Source organism: Mycobacterium gordonae (genome assembly GCF_017086405.1).
GTDB lineage: Bacteria > Actinomycetota > Actinomycetes > Mycobacteriales > Mycobacteriaceae > Mycobacterium > Mycobacterium gordonae_D.
Window position 1 is genome coordinate 438,458 of record NZ_CP070973.1, and the last position, 19,027, is coordinate 457,484.

The 19,027-nt window shown below is 63.7% G+C and carries 16 protein-coding genes; 7 read left to right on the forward strand and 9 right to left on the reverse strand.

Going from position 1 to position 19,027, the window contains the following annotated elements; translation table 11 throughout:
* Positions 1-201 precede the first annotated feature (201 nt).
* From JX552_RS02005 to JX552_RS02015, 3 genes are all read left to right on the forward strand, one after another.
* The gene (locus JX552_RS02005) at positions 202-1,641 is read left to right on the forward strand and encodes an aldehyde dehydrogenase family protein (protein ID WP_205875851.1); all 1,440 of its coding nucleotides are present in this window, start codon (positions 202-204) and stop codon (positions 1,639-1,641) included.
* 74 nt (positions 1,642-1,715) lie between these two features.
* Positions 1,716-2,576, forward strand: coding sequence for an SDR family NAD(P)-dependent oxidoreductase (locus JX552_RS02010; RefSeq protein ID WP_205875852.1), 861 nt, complete (start codon positions 1,716-1,718; stop codon positions 2,574-2,576).
* Positions 2,577-2,582: 6 nt separating this feature from the next.
* The gene (locus tag JX552_RS02015) at positions 2,583-3,551 is read left to right on the forward strand and encodes an NADPH:quinone oxidoreductase family protein (protein ID WP_205875853.1); all 969 of its coding nucleotides are present in this window, start codon (positions 2,583-2,585) and stop codon (positions 3,549-3,551) included.
* A gap of 86 nt (positions 3,552-3,637) precedes the next feature.
* Here JX552_RS02015 and JX552_RS02020 read toward each other — a convergent pair whose 3' ends face one another.
* The gene (locus JX552_RS02020) at positions 3,638-5,293 is read right to left on the reverse strand and encodes a PPE family protein (protein WP_205875854.1); all 1,656 of its coding nucleotides are present in this window, start codon (positions 5,291-5,293) and stop codon (positions 3,638-3,640) included.
* 496 nt (positions 5,294-5,789) lie between these two features.
* On the opposite strand from JX552_RS02020, the gene JX552_RS02025 reads away from it, so the two are divergent.
* From JX552_RS02025 to JX552_RS02035, 3 genes are all read left to right on the forward strand, one after another.
* Complete coding sequence (locus JX552_RS02025) at positions 5,790-6,206, forward strand: (R)-mandelonitrile lyase (protein ID WP_205875855.1); 417 nt, start codon at positions 5,790-5,792, stop codon at positions 6,204-6,206.
* 79 nt (positions 6,207-6,285) lie between these two features.
* Positions 6,286-6,666, forward strand: coding sequence for a PPOX class F420-dependent oxidoreductase (locus JX552_RS02030; protein WP_205875856.1), 381 nt, complete (start codon positions 6,286-6,288; stop codon positions 6,664-6,666).
* A gap of 16 nt (positions 6,667-6,682) precedes the next feature.
* On the forward strand, positions 6,683-6,976 hold the full coding sequence (locus tag JX552_RS02035) for a DUF427 domain-containing protein (protein ID WP_205875857.1): 294 nt from the start codon (positions 6,683-6,685) through the stop codon (positions 6,974-6,976).
* A 51-nt stretch (positions 6,977-7,027) separates the two neighbouring features.
* On the opposite strand, the gene JX552_RS02040 is transcribed toward JX552_RS02035, so the two are convergent.
* The 7 genes from JX552_RS02040 to JX552_RS02070 all read right to left on the reverse strand — a co-directional run bounded on the left by JX552_RS02040 (position 7,028) and on the right by JX552_RS02070 (position 18,337).
* Positions 7,028-8,875 carry a PE-PPE domain-containing protein gene (locus JX552_RS02040; RefSeq protein WP_205875858.1) on the reverse strand — a complete coding sequence of 616 codons (1,848 nt, stop codon included), beginning with the start codon at positions 8,873-8,875 and terminating at the stop codon, positions 7,028-7,030.
* 133 nt (positions 8,876-9,008) lie between these two features.
* Complete coding sequence (locus JX552_RS02045; RefSeq protein WP_205875859.1) at positions 9,009-10,658, reverse strand: PE family protein; 1,650 nt, start codon at positions 10,656-10,658, stop codon at positions 9,009-9,011.
* Positions 10,659-10,754: 96 nt separating this feature from the next.
* Complete coding sequence (locus JX552_RS02050) at positions 10,755-12,386, reverse strand: PE family protein (protein WP_205875860.1); 1,632 nt, start codon at positions 12,384-12,386, stop codon at positions 10,755-10,757.
* Between the two features lie 505 nt (positions 12,387-12,891).
* Entirely contained in the window at positions 12,892-14,544 is a 1,653-nt protein-coding gene (locus tag JX552_RS02055) for a PE family protein (RefSeq protein WP_205875861.1), read from the reverse strand.
* A gap of 9 nt (positions 14,545-14,553) precedes the next feature.
* Entirely contained in the window at positions 14,554-16,212 is a 1,659-nt protein-coding gene (locus JX552_RS02060) for a PE family protein (RefSeq protein WP_205875862.1), read from the reverse strand.
* A gap of 69 nt (positions 16,213-16,281) precedes the next feature.
* Complete coding sequence (locus tag JX552_RS02065) at positions 16,282-17,124, reverse strand: tyrosine-protein phosphatase (protein WP_205875863.1); 843 nt, start codon at positions 17,122-17,124, stop codon at positions 16,282-16,284.
* Positions 17,117-18,337: an acyl-CoA dehydrogenase family protein gene (locus tag JX552_RS02070; RefSeq protein ID WP_205878163.1), complete on the reverse strand. Its 1,221-nt coding sequence runs from the start codon at positions 18,335-18,337 to the stop codon at positions 17,117-17,119. Before JX552_RS02070 ends, JX552_RS02065 begins: the two co-directional genes overlap by 8 nt.
* 36 nt (positions 18,338-18,373) lie before the next feature.
* Here JX552_RS02070 and JX552_RS02075 point away from each other — a divergent pair, with 36 nt between their 5' ends.
* The gene (locus tag JX552_RS02075) at positions 18,374-18,835 is read left to right on the forward strand and encodes a nuclear transport factor 2 family protein (protein ID WP_205875864.1); all 462 of its coding nucleotides are present in this window, start codon (positions 18,374-18,376) and stop codon (positions 18,833-18,835) included.
* 7 nt (positions 18,836-18,842) lie between these two features.
* On the opposite strand, the gene JX552_RS02080 is transcribed toward JX552_RS02075, so the two are convergent.
* Positions 18,843-18,971: a hypothetical protein gene (locus tag JX552_RS02080; protein ID WP_205875865.1), complete on the reverse strand. Its 129-nt coding sequence runs from the start codon at positions 18,969-18,971 to the stop codon at positions 18,843-18,845.
* Positions 18,972-19,027: the final 56 nt, after the last annotated feature.

Genomic DNA, 19,027 nt, shown 5'->3' on the forward strand with positions numbered 1-19,027 from the left:
CGCCGCGGACGACTCCTGGTACTCGCGACCAGCGTCGGCGCTAGTCCCGGTGATGGTCTTCATGGTCGCAACGAAGTCCTGACCGGATCTTTCCGGTCGCCGTCCTATTGCAGTCAACGCCGGATGACTAGGATCGCGGATATCACCGATGAGCGACCGCGCGCGACAGGCTGCGGGCACCTCGGGGAAGGAAGGACAACGATGACCACCGATTCCCTGCCGAAGGCTGCGACCACGCCCGCCAACGGGCATGTAGCCGCCCCGAGTGTCGCGGACACCGTGGCCCGGCTGCGCAAGACCTTCGCTACCGGGCGAACCCGCAGCTACGAGTGGCGCAAACACCAGTTGGAGCAGCTGACGAAGCTGGTGGAGGAGAACGAACCGGCCATCGCCGCCGCGCTGGCCGAGGACCTGGACCGCAACCATGTCGAAGCGTTCATCGCCGACATTGCCACCACGGCAGGTGAGGCCAAGTACGCGGCCAAGAAGCTCAAGAAGTGGATGCGGCGCAAGTACCTGTTGCTCGAGGCTCCCCAGCTGCCCGGGCGGGGCTGGGTCGAGTACGAGCCATACGGCACCGTGTTGATCATCGGCGCCTGGAACTATCCCTTCTATCTGACGCTGGGTCCGGCGGTCGGCGCGCTGGCCGCGGGCAACGCGGTGATCCTGAAGCCCTCTGAACTGGCTCCCGTGTCGTCGCACCTGATGGCCGAATTGGTGCCCAAGTACTTGGACAAGGATGCGGTCGCGGTGATCGAGGGCGACGGCATGGTCAGCCAGGAGCTGATTTCGCAGGGCCTGGATCGCGTGATGTTCACCGGCGGCACCGAGATCGGCCGCAAGGTCTACGAGGGCGCCGCGCCACATCTGACCCCGGTCACCCTGGAGCTCGGTGGCAAGAGTCCGGTGGTGGTGGCGGCCGACGGCGACGTGGATGTCGCGGCCAAGCGGATCGCCTGGCTGAAGATCCTCAACGCCGGTCAGACGTGCGTCGCACCCGACTACGTGCTGGCTGACGCTTCGATCCGCGACGAACTCGTCGAGAAGATCGCCGCTTCCATCACCAAGTTCCGTGCCAAGGACAACCAGGATGGGATGCGCATCGTCAACGAGCGCCAGTTCAACCGGTTGAGCGGCTACCTCTCGGAGGCCGAGGCCGATGGCACATCGAAGGTCGCTGTCGGCGGCAAACGCGATCCGTCCAGCCTTCGGATCCAGCCGACCGTGGTCGTCGACCCGGCTCAGGACGGTCCGTTGATGCAGAACGAGATCTTCGGCCCCATTCTGCCGGTGCTCACCGTCAAGAACTTGGACGAGGCGATCGCTTTCATCAACGCCCGGCCCAAGCCGCTGTCGGCGTATCTATTCACCAAGTCGAAGGCGACCCGTGAGCGATTCATCAGGGAAGTGCCCGCGGGCGGCATGCTGATCAACCACCTCGCCTTCCAGGTGTCGACCGCCAAGCTGCCCTTCGGCGGCGTCGGCTCCTCCGGCATGGGTGCCTACCACGGGAAGTGGGGCTTCGACGAGTTCAGCCACCGCAAGTCGGTGCTGACCAAGCCGACTCGCCCGGACTTCTCCAGCATGATCTACCCGCCCTACACCGAGCGGGCCTTCAAGCTGGCGCGCAAGCTGTTCTAGCCCTACTTCGTCCCGTGCCGGCACCAGGCCCTGGTGCCGGCGCTCAACCCTGATAGCCAGCAGAGAGGAAACTGATGCCCGGAGTGCAGGATCGCGTCGTCGTAGTCACCGGAGCCGGCGGGGGATTGGGCCGGCAGTACGCGCTCGCCCTTGCCCGGGAGGGCGCCAGCGTTGTCGTCAACGACCTCGGCGGTGCCCGCGACGGGACGGGCGGCGGATCGGCCATGGCTGACCAGGTGGTCGCCGAGATCCGGGACGGCGGCGGTCGCGCGGTCGCCAACTACGACAGCGTCGCCGAGGCCGACGGTGCCGCCAACATCATCAAGACCGCGCTGGACGAATTCGGCGCCGTGCACGGTGTGGTGAGCAACGCCGGCATCCTGCGGGACGGCACCTTCCACAAGATGACGTCGGAGAACTGGGACGCCGTCCTCAAGGTCCACCTGTACGGCGGGTACAACGTCATCCGTGCCGCCTGGCCGCACTTCCGCGAGCAGAGTTTTGGGCGGGTCGTGGTCGCCACCTCCACCAGTGGGCTGTTCGGCAACTTCGGCCAGACGAACTATGGCGCAGCCAAACTCGGCCTGGTCGGGTTGATCAACACGCTGGCGCTGGAGGGGGCCAAGTACAATATCCACGCCAATGCGGTCGCCCCGATCGCGGCCACCCGGATGACCGAGGACATCATGCCCAAGGAGGTGCTGGAAAAGCTGACACCGGAGTTCGTCGCGCCGGTGGTGGCCTACCTGTGCACCGAGGAATGCCCGGACAACGCGTCGGTGTTCGTCGTCGGCGGCGGCAAGGTTCAGCGCGTCGCGTTGTTCGGCAACGAGGGCGCCAACTTCGACACACCGCCGACGGTCCAGGACGTGGCCGACCACTGGAGTGAGATCACCGACTTGTCGGCCGCCACAAAAGCTGGATTCAAGCTCTAAATCTTAATGAAAGCCGCTGTTGTTCAAGAGCTTTCCGGGCCGGCCGGCGTAGTCTACACCGATATCGACGACGTCGCCGATGGCCGCGGCAACATCGTCATCGAGGTACGCGCCGCCGGTGTGTGTTTCCCGGACCTGCTCTTGACCAAGGGCAAGTACCAACTGAAACTGCCGCCGCCGTTCGTCCCCGGCATGGAATGTGCCGGGGTAGTGCGGTCAGCGCCTGCCGACTCGGGTTTCCGGGTAGGCGAACGGGTTTCGGCGTTCGGCGTACTCGGCTGCTATGCCGAGCAGGTCGCCGTTCCGGCTTCTCACGTGATCCGCAGTCCCACCGAGCTCGACGATGCCGAAGCGGTGTCACTGCTGGTCAATTACAACACTGTGTATTTCGCGCTGTCGCGCCGTGCGGTGATGCGGCCGGGCCAGACGGTGCTGGTGCTCGGCGCGGCCGGCGGGGTGGGCACCGCCGCCGTGCAGATCGCCAAAGCGATGGGCGCCAGCCAGGTGATCGCGGTGGTGCACCGAGAAACCGCGATGGACTACGTCGCCGCACTCGGCGCCGACCGGGTGCTGCATCTGGCCGAGGGCTGGGTGGAACGGGTGCACGAGTACACCAACGGTCAAGGTGTCGACATCGTCGTGGATCCCATCGGCGGTCGCACCTTCGACGACGCGATCCGCGCGCTGGCGATCGACGGCAAGCTGCTGGTGATCGGCTTCGCGGCCGGCAGCGTCCCGACGCTCAGTGTCAACCGGTTGTTGCTGCGCAACATCGGGGTGCTGGGGGTCGCATGGGGTGAATACCTGAACAAGGTTCCCGGTTCGGCCGTCCTGTTTTCCTCGGGCCTCAACCAGCTGGTGTCGCTGGGGCTGAAACCGCCCCCGCCGCAACGGTATCCGTTGTCGGAAGCGCGCGCCGCGCTGCAGTGCCTGGATGACGGTGGCGTGCTCGGAAAAGTCGTTCTTGAACCCTAGGTGCCGAGTTTCTGCACCATCGGCTCGTCGCAACGGCGCTCCCGAGGCCGACCGACAGCGTCGCGCCCCGTCCAGTCAGCGGCGGATTACAAACTCTCCAACAGCTTGGTGAGGCCGAATAGGCCGGTGACACCGGTGCCCGTGTTCAAGAACCCTGAGTTCACTCCACTGAAAAGTCCACTCGGGAACGGCCCCAAAGGACCCGTCACTCCAGTATTGAAGAATCCGGAGATGGCGCCGTTCGTGTTTGTGGCACCACTGGCCGTATTACCGAAGCCCGAGTTACCACCATCTGTCAGTCCGCCACTCGCCGTGTTGAAGAAGCCCGAGCTGCCCCGATTGCCGGTGTTGTTGAAACCGGAGTGTAGCTGGCCACTGTTAGTGCTGACTCCGAACCCCGTGTTTACGTTGCCAGAATTCCACAGGCCAGTGTTAGTGTCGCCCGAATTTCCGTTTCCGGTGTTGATATCACCCGAGTTCCAGAAACCCGTATTCAAGCTGCCCGTGTTGCCGATGCCAGTGTTCACGTTGCCTGAGTTTCCGAATCCGGTGTCCAGCGAGCCCGAATTTCCGATGCCAAAGTTTCCGAGACCAGAGTTGCCGAAGCCGATGTTGCCATAGCCAGAGTTTGCGAACCCGAGGCTTTGAATCTTGCCCACATCAGTCGCCGTAATATTGACGCCGGAGCTGAAGATGCCTACGTTGCCGTCGCCTGAGTTGAAGAAGCCAATGTTGCCGGTGCCCGAATTTCCGAAACCGATGTTACCGCTGCCCGAATTAAGGCCGGCGAAGGTGACCTGTCCAGTCGATGTGTCGTAGTAGGCATTGCCGAAGCCGATTAGATTATTGCCATTGAGGCCAAAGCCAATGTTGTTGTTTCCATAGTTACCACCGCCTCGGTTGCCGAATCCAGTATTCCCGAAGCCAGTATTGTTGCTACCCGCGTTGCCGATGCCGATGTTGTTATCACCCGACTTGGGTATCAAGAAATTATTGCCCACGCCGCTGTTTCCAAACCCGATGTTTCCGGTGCCCCGGTTTCCGGATCCATAGTTGCCGCTGCCGAAGTTTCCGCTGCCGACGTTGTGGTCGCCGCTGTTGCCGCCGCCCACGTTGGAGCTGCCCGTATTTCCGTTGCCAAAGTTGGCGCTGCCCGTGTTGCCGTTGCCGAGATTGGAGCTGCCGATATTGCCAATGCCCAGGTTCGGCAGGTCGGCGAGTGCAGCCCAGGGCGCCAACTGTGCGGCCGCTGCGGAGGCGCCGGTGTGGTAGCCGGCAAGCGCAGCGACGTCGGCTGCCCAGAACTCCTCGTAGGCGCTCTCAGCCACTGCAATCGCGGGAGCGTTCAACCCGAACCAATTCGAGCGCACCAATTCTTTGAAGGCCTGGCGGTTCGCCGTAACTATTTCCGGGTGGATGATGGCGTTCTTTGCACTTTCAAATACTCTCGCCACCAGCTGGGCGTTGGTTGATGCGCTATGAGCCTGGCCGGCGGCTGCTCGCAGGAATGCAAGGTAGGGAGTCGCTGCATGAACCATCGACGCAGCGGCCGGGCCTTGCCAGGCATGGCCGGTCAGGCTGGTGGTCAGGGCAGAGAATGATTCAGCCGCAGAGGTCAGTTCCTCGGCGAGCCCTGACCAGGCAACCGAGGCGTCCACCATGGGTGCCGATCCTGCGCCTATGAACATCCGTAGTGAGTTTATTTCCGGCGGTAAAACGTAGAAACTCAAAGCTCTCTCCATTTTCGACTTCCCCCACGGCAGCGTGTTTCGGCAAGAGTGTAGCGGCTTATCTTGCATCGCGAAATGTCGCAAAAATCAGTCGTGAAGGTTCAGCGAAAATGGTTTGAAAATCAATAGTGAATTCAGTTCAGTAAAGATACTTACCTTCACTTTGTTGCGGGCTGGCGGCCGCGCCCGAATGCTGGCCGTTGGACCCACGGGTGGGGCGTGGTCGTGACAGTCGCCGGTGATCGGGCGGCGGCGGTTGGTGCTGAGGGGATCGTCAAAGTCCAGGTTGCGCAAGCTAGTTGGTCGGCGGTGCCAACGTGGTCCGCCGCCGACTGTGAGGACGCAATGTGGTTGAAACTACTTTCGCCGCAACGCTGTTAGCTGTCCGAAGCCCGCGCCCCGCGGCAATGCCTGGATGACGGTGGCGCGCTCGGAAAAGTCGTTCTGGAACCCTAGGCCACTCATCCCTATTCTCAATACCGGTATCTCTCATCCGAGGAGGACGGTCATGCACGAACACGAGCCGGAAATGCAGATCACTCATGAGGCAGATCGCCCGGCCATGGACGGGCCGGAGCAGTTCTTCACCGGCGACGTCACCATGAAGCAGCTGTTCGGGCCGGCCGGTTCCTCGAAAGCCCATGGCGGACAACTCACTTTCGCGGCCGGTGCGCGCAGTGTCTGGCACACGCACCCCGCGGGGCAGCGGCTGATCGTCACCGAGGGCACCGGCTGGGTGCAGCAATGGGGTGGCGACAGGCAGCAGATCAACCCCGGCGACGTGATCTGGACGCCGGCCGGGGTCAAGCATTGGCACGGGGCAACCCCCGGCGCGGCGATGACCCACATCGCCATCCAGGACGAGGTCGACGGGCGTTTTGTCGATTGGCTGGAGAAAGTAAGCGACGCTGACTATCTGGGCTGAGCGTCATTGACCGGCAAGGCCATTCGCTCCTACACTGGCGCCACTCCGCTTCGTTCGTCAGCCCAAAGGAGCAAGGCCAATGACGGTATTCACCGACACCGAACTCGAGTACTTGTCAAGCCAACGGCTCGGCCGGCTGGGGACGGTGACCCCGAAAGGATCCCCGCAAGTCCGGCCGGTTCGGTTCACGTACAACGCCGAACTGGGCACCATCGACATCGGTGGTAAGGCGATGGCGGGGAGCCGCAAACTGCGCAACGTGGAGAGCAACTCCAAGGTGTCGCTGGTTCTCGATGATCTGGCCAGCATCGATCCCTGGCGCCCGCGCGGAATCGAGATTCGCGGCGAGGGCGAGGCGCTGTCCACCGATGCCGGCGCGATGATTCGCATCCACCCGCATCGAATCCTGGTCTGGGGCCTCGACCCGGAGTCTCCCAAGCTGCAAGCGCGCAACGTTTGATCTGGTTGCGGACAACATGATCCGAGCCGTGTGGAACGGCGCGGTGCTTGCCGAAGCACCGCGCACTGTTCGGGTGGAGGGCAATCATTACTTTCCGCCCGAATCGTTGCGCCGCGAGTTCTTCACCGAGAGCAAGACGTCGTCGCTGTGTCCGTGGAAGGGTGTGGCGCGCTACTACAACGTGACGGTCGACGGGCAGGTCAATGCCGACGCCGGGTGGTACTACCCGAAACCAAGCCCCCTAGCGCGAAAGATCAAGAACCATGTCGCGTTCTGGCGCGGGGTCACCATAGAAGGCGAACGGGACTAGAGGCGACCGGGCGGCACGGCCGGAATTTACTGTGTCACAACGACCTTCGCCTTAGCTGGCGCCGGTCAGATCGCCGATCACATTGCCGATGGCGTCGGTGAGAACAATGAACTCGAAGCCGACGGCCAGCGTGCCGATCGCGACGTCCGCGGCGATCGGCTTGCCGATGGCGTTGAACAAGCCCACCGGGTCACCGTTGACGGCCTGCTCGATCCCGTCCAGGAACAGGTTCAGGTTGTACGACGGCACCGTGGTCAGCAACGTGTTCACGATGTCCGCTGTCGGCAGGGCGACGGCGTAGGTGTCGGCGGCGGCACTCGTGATCGCGGTGGTGAAGTTTGTGTTCGCCGACCTGAGAGCGTCGAAGAAGCCGTCGACCGGGGAGGCAGTCGCACCCGGCAGCGAGAACGGTAGTGACAGCCCGCCGGTGCCGCCAGCCGGCAGCAGGGCAGCCAGGCTGGCCGCCGACGGTAAATTCATGGCGCCGACGGCCTGCGTGAAGTCGTTGACACCCTGCCCGGCAAGGGCTATCTGGTCGCCGAAGAAGTTGGGCGGGATCGGCGGGAGCACTTCGAACGAGGTGGCCACATCGGCGTAACCGGTGTTGTATCCGAAGCGCGGGTCGCCGTAGCCCCAGTTGACCAGGTACGTCAGGTTCGGTTCTACCAAGGCTGCCAGCGGTGCTCCGATCACCGGGATCGCCCTGATGGGCGACAGCAGCGGCAGACCGGGCTGGGTGATCATGTAGTACCTGTCCAGGCCGTTGTTGCCGGGTGAGACCGGCAGTTCGACGAGGCTGTAGCCGGGGGGCAGCGCGTTCGGGTTCAGGTCGGGGTAGTCGCCGTGCACCGTCTGGATGCCAAGGAACGCGTTGAGGTCCGCCAGGAAGTTGATCGGGTACTTCGGGAAGTCGGCATAGCCGTCGTACTGCAGCGTGAAAGTGTTGACCGGGTAACCGGAGCCGGTCGGTTGAGCGCCGTAGAAATCCAGGCCGATGGCCGGCAGGGACAGACCGGGGAAGCGTGCCAGCAGGCCACCGTTCGGGTTCATCGGGTTGCCCAGCAGCGTGAAACTGATGTCGGCGGTATTGGGACTGCCGGCCGCAATGAGGTTGCGCAACTCGAGCGACGAGATGACGGCACTTTGGGAGTAGCCGAGAACGGCAACGGTCTGTCCTTGCGCGATCAGGCCGGTGGGCCCGAACAAGGCATTGTCCAGGATCTCGACGCCACGGTCGACCGAGACCTGAAGGGTCAGGTCCTTGATCGCCGTGAGGGGATACAAACCCTCGGGAGTGTTGAGTGGTATCGACAGCGGATTGGTCACCCCGAAAGCGGCTGTGATCCAAGGACGAATGTCGGTCAGGTAGGACGGCGGCGGTATCGGCGTGCCGCTACCTGCCATGATCAACGCCTGGGTGTAGGTGAAACCCGAGGGCGGTACGACCGGGATTACCGTGCCGCCGCCCGTCGTCGCGGGTGCCCCGAACAACGGCGCGAACAGCGACTGGATCGGCGCGAGCAACGGCTGCAGGGGAGCAAGCACCGGAGCCAGCAGGGCTTCGATCGGCGAGGCAGCCGCGCTGAGCGCGCCCGCTCCGCCGAGGACCTGCGCCGCGTTCGCGATCTCGACTTCGGCGTAGGCAAGGCTGGCCGCCGCCAGGGCGCGGTTAAATTCCCCGTGGAACAGCGCTGCTTGCCCGATTACCTGCTGGTACTCCTCACCGAACGTGCCGAACAGCTGCGCCGCGGCCGCCGAGATCTCGTCGGCCGCGGCGGCGGCCAGGCCGGTGGTCGGACCCGCGGCGGCCGCGCTGGCCTCGGTGAGTGCCGCCCGTATTCCGGCGAGGTTCTCGGCGGCGGCACTGATCAGTTGCGGTTGCGTCGTCAAGTACGACATCGTGCAAATCCCTTCACGACCAAACAATTACAGCGCAGCCGAAAATCGGAGGATTCGGCCGATGTCAAGACTAGAACGGCCGCGCGATCCGCATAGTGCTTTTGCGAGCTGAATATTCTTGGGACGGTCAGTCTCAGGGGATCAGCGACTGAATATCCTTCAGGGTGTTGAGCACCGCTTCGGTGAGCACCAGGAACTCCACCGCGCCGGCCACCGTGGCCAACCCGACATCGGCGGCGATTGGTAGTCCGATCGCGTCGATCAGGTTGCCCTGGGCCAGTCCTTGGCTGAATAGAGCGAGGTTGTACGCGGGTAGCGAGGTCACCAACGAGGTCGCGATGTCGGCGGTGGGTAGCAAGACGGCGTAGTTGGTCGAGGCGATCGCCCCCACCGTGTTGGCAATCTCTTGTGGCGTCGGTAACGCGGCCAGCTTGGCCCCGACCTCGGTCGGCGTTGGTAGCGCGAATGTCGGCGCGGTGACCGGTTGGCTCGCCATGGCTTGCAGGTCGGCGCTGAAGTCCTGAATGCCCTGCTCGATTCCGGCGGCGTAGGCGTTCAACACGATGCCCGGGGCGACGTCGGGGAACACACCGATCGGCGTCGGGATGTCCGGAGGACTCGTGGAGTAGCCGTAGTTCGGATCGCCATAGCCGAGATTGACCGTCACCCTCGTGACCGGCTCGATCAAGTTCGCCAACGGATTTCCGATGACGGGAATTGCTCGCAGCGGTTGCAGCAGCGGCAGCTGCTCAGTCGGCAGGATGAAGTACTCGGTGTTGCCGGTGTAGCCGGGTGACGGCGTCAGGGGAATGGCGGCACCGATCTGCGCCGGCGTCAGGTTCAAATACTGGGGATGGACGTAAATAATGCCCGCTACCGCGTTCAGGTCGGAGATGAGGTTGAGTGGGTACCGGGGGAAGTCGGCGAAGCCGTCGTATTCCAGCGTGTAATTGCGGACCGGGTAGATGGTGTCCGACGGGGTGGAGCCGTAGAACTCCAGGCCGAGGCTCGACATGACCAGGCCAGGGAACCGGGACAGTAGGCCGCCGTTGGGGTTCATCTCGTTACCGGTCAGGACGAAGTTCAACATGTTCGCCGGGGGAGGGGTGGCGCCGAAGTTCGACAAGCCGGCCGCGAGATTGCGCATGTACAGCGAGGAGATGACGGCGCTCTGCGAGACGCCGAAGACGGTGACCGAATTGCCGCCGGCGATCTCCTGGAACACCGCGTTGTCCAGCGTGGTCAGCCCGATCTGGACCGACTTGTTGAAGTACAGACTGCGGACGCCGGTCAGCGGGTAGAGCTCTTCGGGCGTATTCAACCCTCGTAACGTCGCAAGGGTTGTGCCGATGTATTTGTTCGCGTTTTGCAGGAAGTCCGCCGTGACGATCGGAACGCCGGTGCCGCTCATGACCAACGAAATATCGTTGGGCACCCACGGGATCGCGGCCGCGGTCGCCGCCTGGGCCGGCGGGGTGAACGCTGCGCCCAGGGTTGCGGCTGCGGCCGTCTCGGCCTGCACGTAGGCGGCCCCCGCGCTGGCCAGCGTCCGCTGGAACTCGTCGTGGAATGCCTCGAATTGCGTTACCACGTCTTGGTATTCGCGTCCGAATGTCCCGAACAGGTTCGCGATGGCGGCCGACACCTCGTCACCCGCCGCGGCCAGCAGGCCCGATGTCGGTGCAGCCGCGGCGGCGCTGGCCGCGGTGAGCGCGGCTCCGATTCCTTCGATGTCGGCGGCCGCCGCCATCACAATCTGTGGCTCAGCCATCAAGAACGACATCAACACAATTCCTTCCCCGCGACCCCGCGAACGCTTTGCGCAAGCGTAGAGGGACGTTCGGAAACTGTCTGGCGTTTACGTCATCCGGCCCTGAGCTCAGGGAATGAGGGCGCTGATGTCCTTGATGTTCTCCGAGATCGCCTTTGCGATGACGAGGAATTCGACGATGCCCGCGATGGTGATGAGCCCCACGTCGGCGGCGATCGGGTATCCGATCGCGTTGATGAGGTTGCCCTGCGCGAGCTGGCTCAAAAAGAGCTGAGAGTTGTACAGCGGCAGTGTGGTGGCGAAGGCGAGTGCGGTGTCCGCGGTGGGAAGCAGGACGGCGTAGTCGGTCGAGATGACGGTGGCGGCGGTGTTGACGACCTTTTCCGGCGACGGCAGGGCGGCCAACTTCGCCAGCAGGTCTGCGGGCTGTGGCGGGGCGAATGACGGGAACGTGATGGGCTGCGCGGCCAGCGCTTGCATCTCGGTACCGAAGTCGTGAATTCCTTGTTGAGTTCCGGCGGCGAAGGCCTCGATGACCGTGCCGGGGCTGACGTCCGGGAACAACCCGAACGGGGTACGCACGTCCGCCGGGCTCGTGGAGTATCCGTGGTACGGGTCGCCGTAACCCAAGTTGACGATCACTTCCAAGTTCGGTTCGACAAGGGCGGCAAGGGGATTGCCGATGACCGGAATCGCGCGCAGCGGTGCCAGCAGGGGCAGGTTCTCGGTCGGGATCATGTAGTAATCGGTGACACCGTTATAGCCCGGTGACGTCGGCAACTTGATGGCGTTATCGACCTGCGCCGGAGTGAGATCGAGATACTTGACGTGCACCGTGGCGATTCCCATCACCGCGTTGAGATCGGAGATGAAGTTGATGGGATACCGCGGGAAGTCGGCGAACCCGTCGTACTCCTGCGTGTAGATGGCCGTCGGGTAGAGCGTGTCCGAGGGTGTGCCACCGTAGAACGACAGACCCAGGGTCGGCAGCGTCAGGCCTGGGAACCGCGCGAGCATACCCCCGTTGGGGTTCATTTCATTCCCGACGAGCACGAAATTGAGCTGCCCCTGATAGGGCGACCCCATGGCGGCGAGCTTCTGCATCTCCAGTGAGGCGATGATGGCGCTCTGCGAATACCCGAAAATGGTGAGCGTGTTGCCGGGAATGGCCAACTGACTATGGATCGCGTTGTCCATGATCACCAGGCCCTCGGCTACCGACTGGTTGAGGGTCATGCTCTTGACGCCGGTGATCGGGTACAGGTTCTCGGGTGTGTACAGCGCCTGCAGGGTGTTGAGGGACCGGACATACAGTTCGTTCGCCTTGAGGACATACGCCTCCGACGGGATGGGCACACCTGTCGGGCCGACGAACAACGAGGTGAGGTTGGCGGGGAACGGCGGGATCCCCGCCGCCGGTGCGGCGGTTGCGTGCAGCGCCCCGCTGAGCATCGCCGATGCTGCGCTCTCCGTTTGCACGTAGGCGTTCGCCGCGGCGGCAAGGGTTTGTTGAAACGTTGTCTGAAACGCTTCGACCTGCCCGACGAGGGCCTGAAACTCCTGCCCATGCGTGCCGAACAGGTTCGCGATGGCGGCCGACACCTCATCGGCGGCCGCGGCGAGCAGGCCGGTGGTCGGCGCCGCTGCGGCTGCGCTCGCCGCAGTGACCGTCGATCCGATGTTCTCGATGTCAGCGACTGCTGTCGTGATGACCTGTGGCGCGACAAGCAGATTCGTCATTGGCGTCTCTTCCCCCGTAGAGCACGGTGGTATAGGTCAGATTGGCCGTCAGCGTATGACGTGGCCGCCGAGTCTGTCCCGGTTTTCGTGCCATCGAGGAGCGCCGCTGCCGGCGTCAGGGAGTGAGGGCCCGGATATCGCTGACCTTCTGTGAGGTCGCCTTGGAGTAGGGAATAGTTAGTAGTAGGACCTCTCGGCGTTCTCGGCGTTCTCGGCGTTCTCGGCGTTCTCGGCGTTCTCGGTGTCGACGGGCGAAGTGGGCAGTTGAACGGCAGTAGTCACCTGGCGTGATACGCGCCGAAGAATTGCGCGATGGCCGTGGATACGACCGAACTGATGGTCCCCGGATTCGCCCGCAGAGACGACGATGCCCACCCCTTACCCCTGTGACCATAGAAATGGTCAGTTCCAGAAGCGAGCTTATGGCTATGCCGGTGCGCTTGTCAGCAATTCGAATTCTTTGACAATTGCCTAATAACGCTCGCGGCAATACATTTGGGAATCATTAAAAGTCTTTGACCAGTGCGCCCATGACGACCAAGGCCTCCAAGCCCAGTCCCGCACTCAGCAACGCCGTGCTCGCAGCGATCGGTCGCCCGATCGCGTTGACCAGTCCCATCGGGTCGCCCTCGACTGCCTGCTCAATGCCGTCGAGGAACAGGTTGACGCTGTACGACGGTAACGAGGTGGCACCTGCGTTGAGCAGATCGGCGGTGGGAAGAAGGACTGCGTAGGTCTGCGAGGTCACCGTCGTGATCGTGTCAGCGAGGTAGGTATTGGCCGCCTGGATATTGCCGACGAACCCGGGTACCGACGTCGGAACGGTGAAGAGTTCAGGCGAGGGCGCGGGCAGTGGGCGATACGACTGAAAAAGGCCCAGCGCGGACACGTCGAGTTCGCCCAGGGCTGGGGGTGTAATGAGATTGTTTGCGGCAGTAGTCAATCCGTGCTGAGTGCCCAACGTCAGGGTGCCGGTGAGCCGGACCGGATCCACCGGTGGGAACAACCCAAATGGGGTGGGCACATCCGCGGCGGTGGTCGAGTAACCGTAGTTGGGGTCGCCGTATCCCAGGTTGACGATCGTTCTCAGGTTCGGCTCCAGGAGATCTGCCAGCGGGTTACCCACCACGGGTATTGCCCGGACCGGAGTGAGCAGCGGGAGGTGATGGTTGCGGATCAGGTAATACGTCGTATTGCCGGTGTAGCCCGGCGATGTCGGCAGCTGTACCAGGTCGCCCGATGGCAATGAGTCGATGTTGACATAGGGCGTCTTACTGTGCACCAGTGCGATGCCCGCGATGGCGTTCAGGTCAGCGACGACGTTGAGCGGATAGCGCGGGAAGTCGGCGAAACCGTCGTATTCATAGGTGTAGATGCTGGTGGGGTAGATCGTGTCGGACGGTGTGGCGCCAAAGAAGTCCAGCCCGATGCTCGGCAGGGTCAATCCGGTGAAGCGGGAGAGCAGGCCGCCGTTGGGGTTCATCGGATTTGCCAGCAGCACAAAGCCGAGTTGATCGGCAGCGGGTGCGCCCGGCATGGCGGCGAGGTGGCGCATCTCGATTGAGGCGAGGATGGCGCTCTGCGAATACCCAAGCGCGACAACACTGTTGCCATTGCCGATTTCGCCCAGGATGGCTTCGTGCAGCATCGCGACGCCCTGGCTCACCGAGGCGTTGAGCGGCAGGCTCTTGGCGCCGGTCAGCGGATACAGCTGCTCAGGCGTGTACAGGACCTGGGCGGTCGTGGTACCGAACTGGGTGCTGATGTAATTCAGCACGCCGTTGACGAATTTTGGTGGCGGCAGCGGAGTTCCGCTGCCGCCCATGATCAGGCTGACGGTCGGCCCCGCCAGCGGAGTAGCGGCGATCGTTGCGGCGTTGGTGACTTCGTTCTCGGTGTAGGCCAATCCGGCTGCGGTCAGCACCCGGCCGAACTCGGCGTGAAATGCCGCGAGCTGGGAGAGGGTAACTTGGCATTGCGCGCCGTAGGTGTCGAAGACCCGCGCGACGGCCGCCGACACCTCGTCGGCGGCGGCAGCCAACAGGGTCGACGTCGGCGTGGCCGCGGCAGCGCCTGCCGCAGTGATCGCCGAACCGATTCCCTCCAGGTCGGCCACCGCGGTAGCCATGATCTGCGGCTGCGCGCTCACATAGGTCATCGCGCCCAGCTACAAACCGATGCTCTGCAAGTCCTGAACGATGTCCGCGGCGGCTTCCACCACCGCGATGAACTCGATCATGCCGCCCAGCGCGGCCAGGCCGGCGGTGGCCGCGAGCGGGAGTTCGATCGCGCCCTTGATGTTGCCCTGGGCGAGTTGGCTCACGAACAGCGTCAAGTCGTAGGCGGGCATGGTGGTCGCAAAGGCGGTCACCAGGTCTGCCGTCGGAAGCAGCACCGAGTAGCCCGTGGAGACCACTGACGCAAACGTATTGGCGATATTGACCGGTGTCGGCGGTAGCACCTGGGTCGGCGGCGGCAGGTAGGCCTGGATCAGCGGTGGGAACGAGGGCGGTTGTATCACCGGGGCACTCGTCAGAGCACGCGGTGCGACAGCGAGGAAGTCGTTGATCCCTTGCTGGGTGCCCCTCGCCAGCGCGTCGACGATGACCCCCAGGGGCACGTCCGGGAAAAGGCCGAACGGTGTGGGTACGTCGGCCGGGCTGGTGGAGTAGCCGAAATTGGGGTCGCCGTAACCGAGGTTGACGATCACCTTCAGATTCGGCTGTACCAGTGCCGCAATGGGTTCGCCGATGACCGGGATGGCCCGCACCGGGTCCAGCAGTGGCAGGTTCGGGTGGTCGATCATGTACCACTTGTTGGTGGTGGCGCCCGTGGTCGGCAACAATGTGGCCGACTGGATCTGAGCAGGTGTGAGGTCGGCGTAGGTGGTGTGAACTGTCAGGATGCCGAAGACGGCATTGATGTCCGACACGATGTTGAGCGGGTAGCGCGGGAAGTCGGCGAAGCCGTCGTATTGGAGCGTGTAGGTGGTCGTCTGGTACGGCGTATTCGGCATTGCGCCGTAGAAGGGCAGGCCCACGCTCGAGATGTCCAGTCCCGGGATGCGGGCCAGGATTCCGCCATTGGGGTTCATCTCGTTGCCGATCAGCACGAAACTGAGCGCGTCGAAAGGTGGCGCATAGCCCGGCGGAAGACTCATGTAGTACTGCATCAACAGCGATGAGATGACTGCGCTCTGCGAGTAACCGAAAACGACAGCATGGTTGCCGGCGGTGATCTGATCCATCACCGCGGTGTTGAGGATCTGCAAACCCTGCTGCACCGAGGAGGCGAAGATCAAGGACCGCACACCGGTGATCGGGTATAGCTGCTCGGGGGTGACCAGCGACGTCAAGACGGTGCCGATCGGCGAGTTGGGCAGGATGAAGAGTCCATTGACGGCGTTGAGGTAGGTGGGTCCGGGAATCGGAGTTCCAGTGCCGCCCATGGCAATTGAGAAAGTGTCTCCGGTGAACGGCGGGAACACCGGCGGGGTGTCCGGCAGCTGAAGTCCGACCGTCGCGCTCTGTACCAGCTGAGCCGTGTTGATCGCCTCGGCATTGACGTAGTAGTCGATCGTGGAGTTCAGGTTCTGCACCAGACCCTGGTACAGCGTGCCGAGCCGCGCGCTGACCGATTGAAATTCCTGGCCGTACACACCGAAGAGGTTGGCAATCGCCGTCGACACCTCGTCGGCGGCCGCCGTCAGCAGACCTGTCGTGGGGGCAGCCGCCGCTGCGGCAGCCTCACCGATCGCCGTGCCGAGGCCGGACAACTCCGTCGCTGCCGCAGCCAGCGCCGGCGGCTGCGCAAATACGTAGGACACTCACGTGAGGGTAGAACGATTCCGCTGCGGTGTCTGGCCTTTGGCCCGACTCATAGAACCTATGGTGTATCAACCGAGTAGAGCGTTTCGCAGCCGCGCCACATCGGTCTCGGTGATACCCGCGTCGCACAGGTAGGCGTCCAGCGATCCGAACGACTCGTCGATCGTTTGCCAAGCTGCCCAAAGGTATTCGGCACGGACCCCGAGAACTCCGTCGGACAGCCGCGCCTTGGTGAAGGTCTCAACCTCGGGTGTCAGTTCGACGTCGGAGCGCTGCGCTATCATCTCGGTGATCTGCCGCCGGAGTTGCGGTACGGCTTCGTTGCTGCGCAGATAGTCGGCGACGATGACGTCTCGGTCGAGTCCGGCCGCTTCCAGCACCGTCGCGACCACGAAACCGGTGCGGTCCTTGCCGGCGAAGCAATGAGTGAGCACCGGGCGGCCGGCGCCCAACAGCGTGAACACCCGGTGCACCGCGCGTTGGGCGCCGTTGCGGGTGGGGAATTCGCGGTACTCCTCGGTCATGTAGCGGACGGCATTCGCTTCGATGGCCGCTTCGGACTGGTCGGCTTCGCCTTCGGTCATCAACCGCTTGAACGCGCTTTCGTGCGGGGCTTCATTGCTTTCCGGGTCGTCGGACCCGGACTGGTCGTCGGCGAGATCCGGGAAAGGCAACAGGTGGATGTCGATGCCGTCGGGCACCCGCCCGGGGCCGCGCCGGGTGACCTCGCGAGTGGAACGCAGATCGGCGACGTCGGTTATACCCAACCGGCGCAGCACCGCGCGGCCGTCGTCGTCCAGTCCGCTCAACTCGCTGGACCGGAACAGTCGCCCGGGTCGCAGCGCCGGCGTCCGTTCGGCGACGTCGCGAAAGTTCCACGCGCCGGGCAGTTCTCGGGATACCTCAGCCATGACTGGTGACCGCCGCGGCGAGCGCGGACTGCTCCCGGCCCAACTCGGACCGCGCGATGGTGCGCATGTGCACCTCGTCGGGACCGTCGAAGATCCGCATCGCGCGGTGCCAGCCGTAGAGCCGGGCCAGCACGGTGTCGTCGCTGACCCCGGCCGCACCGTGCACCTGGATGGCGCGGTCGATGACGTCGCAGGCCACTTGCGGCGCCACCGCCTTGATCTGCGAGACCAGTAGATGCGCGGCCTTGTTGCCGTGCTTGTCGATGGTCCATGCCGCCTTCTCACACAGCAGCCTGGCTTGGTCAATCTCGTTGCGGGACTTGGCAACCGCGTGTTGCACCAGGCCCTGGTCGGCTAGCGGCCGGCCGAAGGCGATCCGGTTGTTGGCCCGGCTGACCAGCAGTGCCAACGCACGCTCGGCGCCACCGAGGGCCCGCATGCAGTGGTGGATGCGGCCCGGTCCCAGGCGCGCCTGGGCGATGGCGAAACCGGAGCCCTCTTCGCCGAGCAGGTTGGTGGCCGGTACCCGGACGTTGTCGTAGACGATCTCGCAGTGTCCGTGCTGATCCTGCCAGCCGAACACCGGGGTGGAACGGACGACGGTGACCCCCGGAGTGTCCATCGGCACCAGGATCATGGACTGCTGCTGGTGGCTGGCCGCATCGGGATTGGTGCGGCCCATGACGATGAGGATTTTGCAGCGCGGATCCGCTGCCCCAGAGGTCCACCATTTCCGGCCGTTGATCACGTAGTCGGCCCCGTCGCGCACGATCGAGGTCTCGATGTTGCGCGCGTCGCTGCTGGCGACCGCCGGCTCGGTCATCGAGAAGGCGCTGCGGATCTCGCCGTTCAGCAACGGTTCCAGCCACTGCTTGCGCTGTGGTTCGGTGGCGAACAGGTGCAGGGTCTCCATGTTTCCGGTGTCCGGGGCCGCGCAGTTGAGCGCCTCCGGTGCGATCTCGAGGCTCCAGCCGGTCAGTTCGGCCAGCGGCGCGTATTCCAGGTTGGTCAGTCCGGATTCGGCCGGCAGGAAGAGGTTCCACAGGCCGCGCTCTTTCGCCGTGACCTTCAGTTCCTCGATCACCGGCGGCACCGTGAAGTCGTTCGGCCCGGCCTCCTGGCGATACTTGTCGTAGTCGGCCTCCGCCGGAAAGACGTGTTCGGTCATGAAGTCGGACAGTCGTTTGTGGTAGTCGCTGGCTTTGGCCGACATCGCGAAGTCCATGACCGCCACGATAGGACACCCGGTATGACGCAATCCCGCCCCCCGTTTCCCCCGTTCACCCGGGAATCGGCGGTGCAGAAGGTTCAAGCCGCCGAAGACGCTTGGAACACCTGCGATCCCGAACGGGTGAGCCTGGCCTACACGGTCGACTCACAGTGGCGAAACCGCGACGAGCACATCGTCGGCCGGCCGGCGATCGTCGCCTTCCTGACCCGCAAGTGGCAACGCGAACTCGACTATTCGCTACGGAAAGTGCTGTGGAGTTTTCACGACAACCGCATCGCGGTGCGCTTCCAGTACGAATGCCACGACAGCGGCGGCAGGTGGTTTCGCAGTTACGGCAATGAATTGTGGGAGTTCGCCGAAGACGGGCTGATGGCGCGGCGCGAAGCCAGCATCAACGACGTCGCCATCAAGGAAGCCGACCGCCGACTGTTCGGGCCGCGCCCGGCATCCGAGTACGGGGTGGATTTTCCGCTGTGGTGATCCGCGGTTAGACCGGCGGGTAACTGGGCGGCGGATATCCGTTTCCGGACTCGACGCCGCGCAGGCCCCAGGTGAGATAGCTGAAGAAAAACTCGATCTCGTCGCTCGCGTCGTAGTCAGGACTCGGGTCCATCACTCCACCTCTCGACTGCTGATCGACCCCCCCACTGGGTCTGTGTGGCGAGTCTAGTC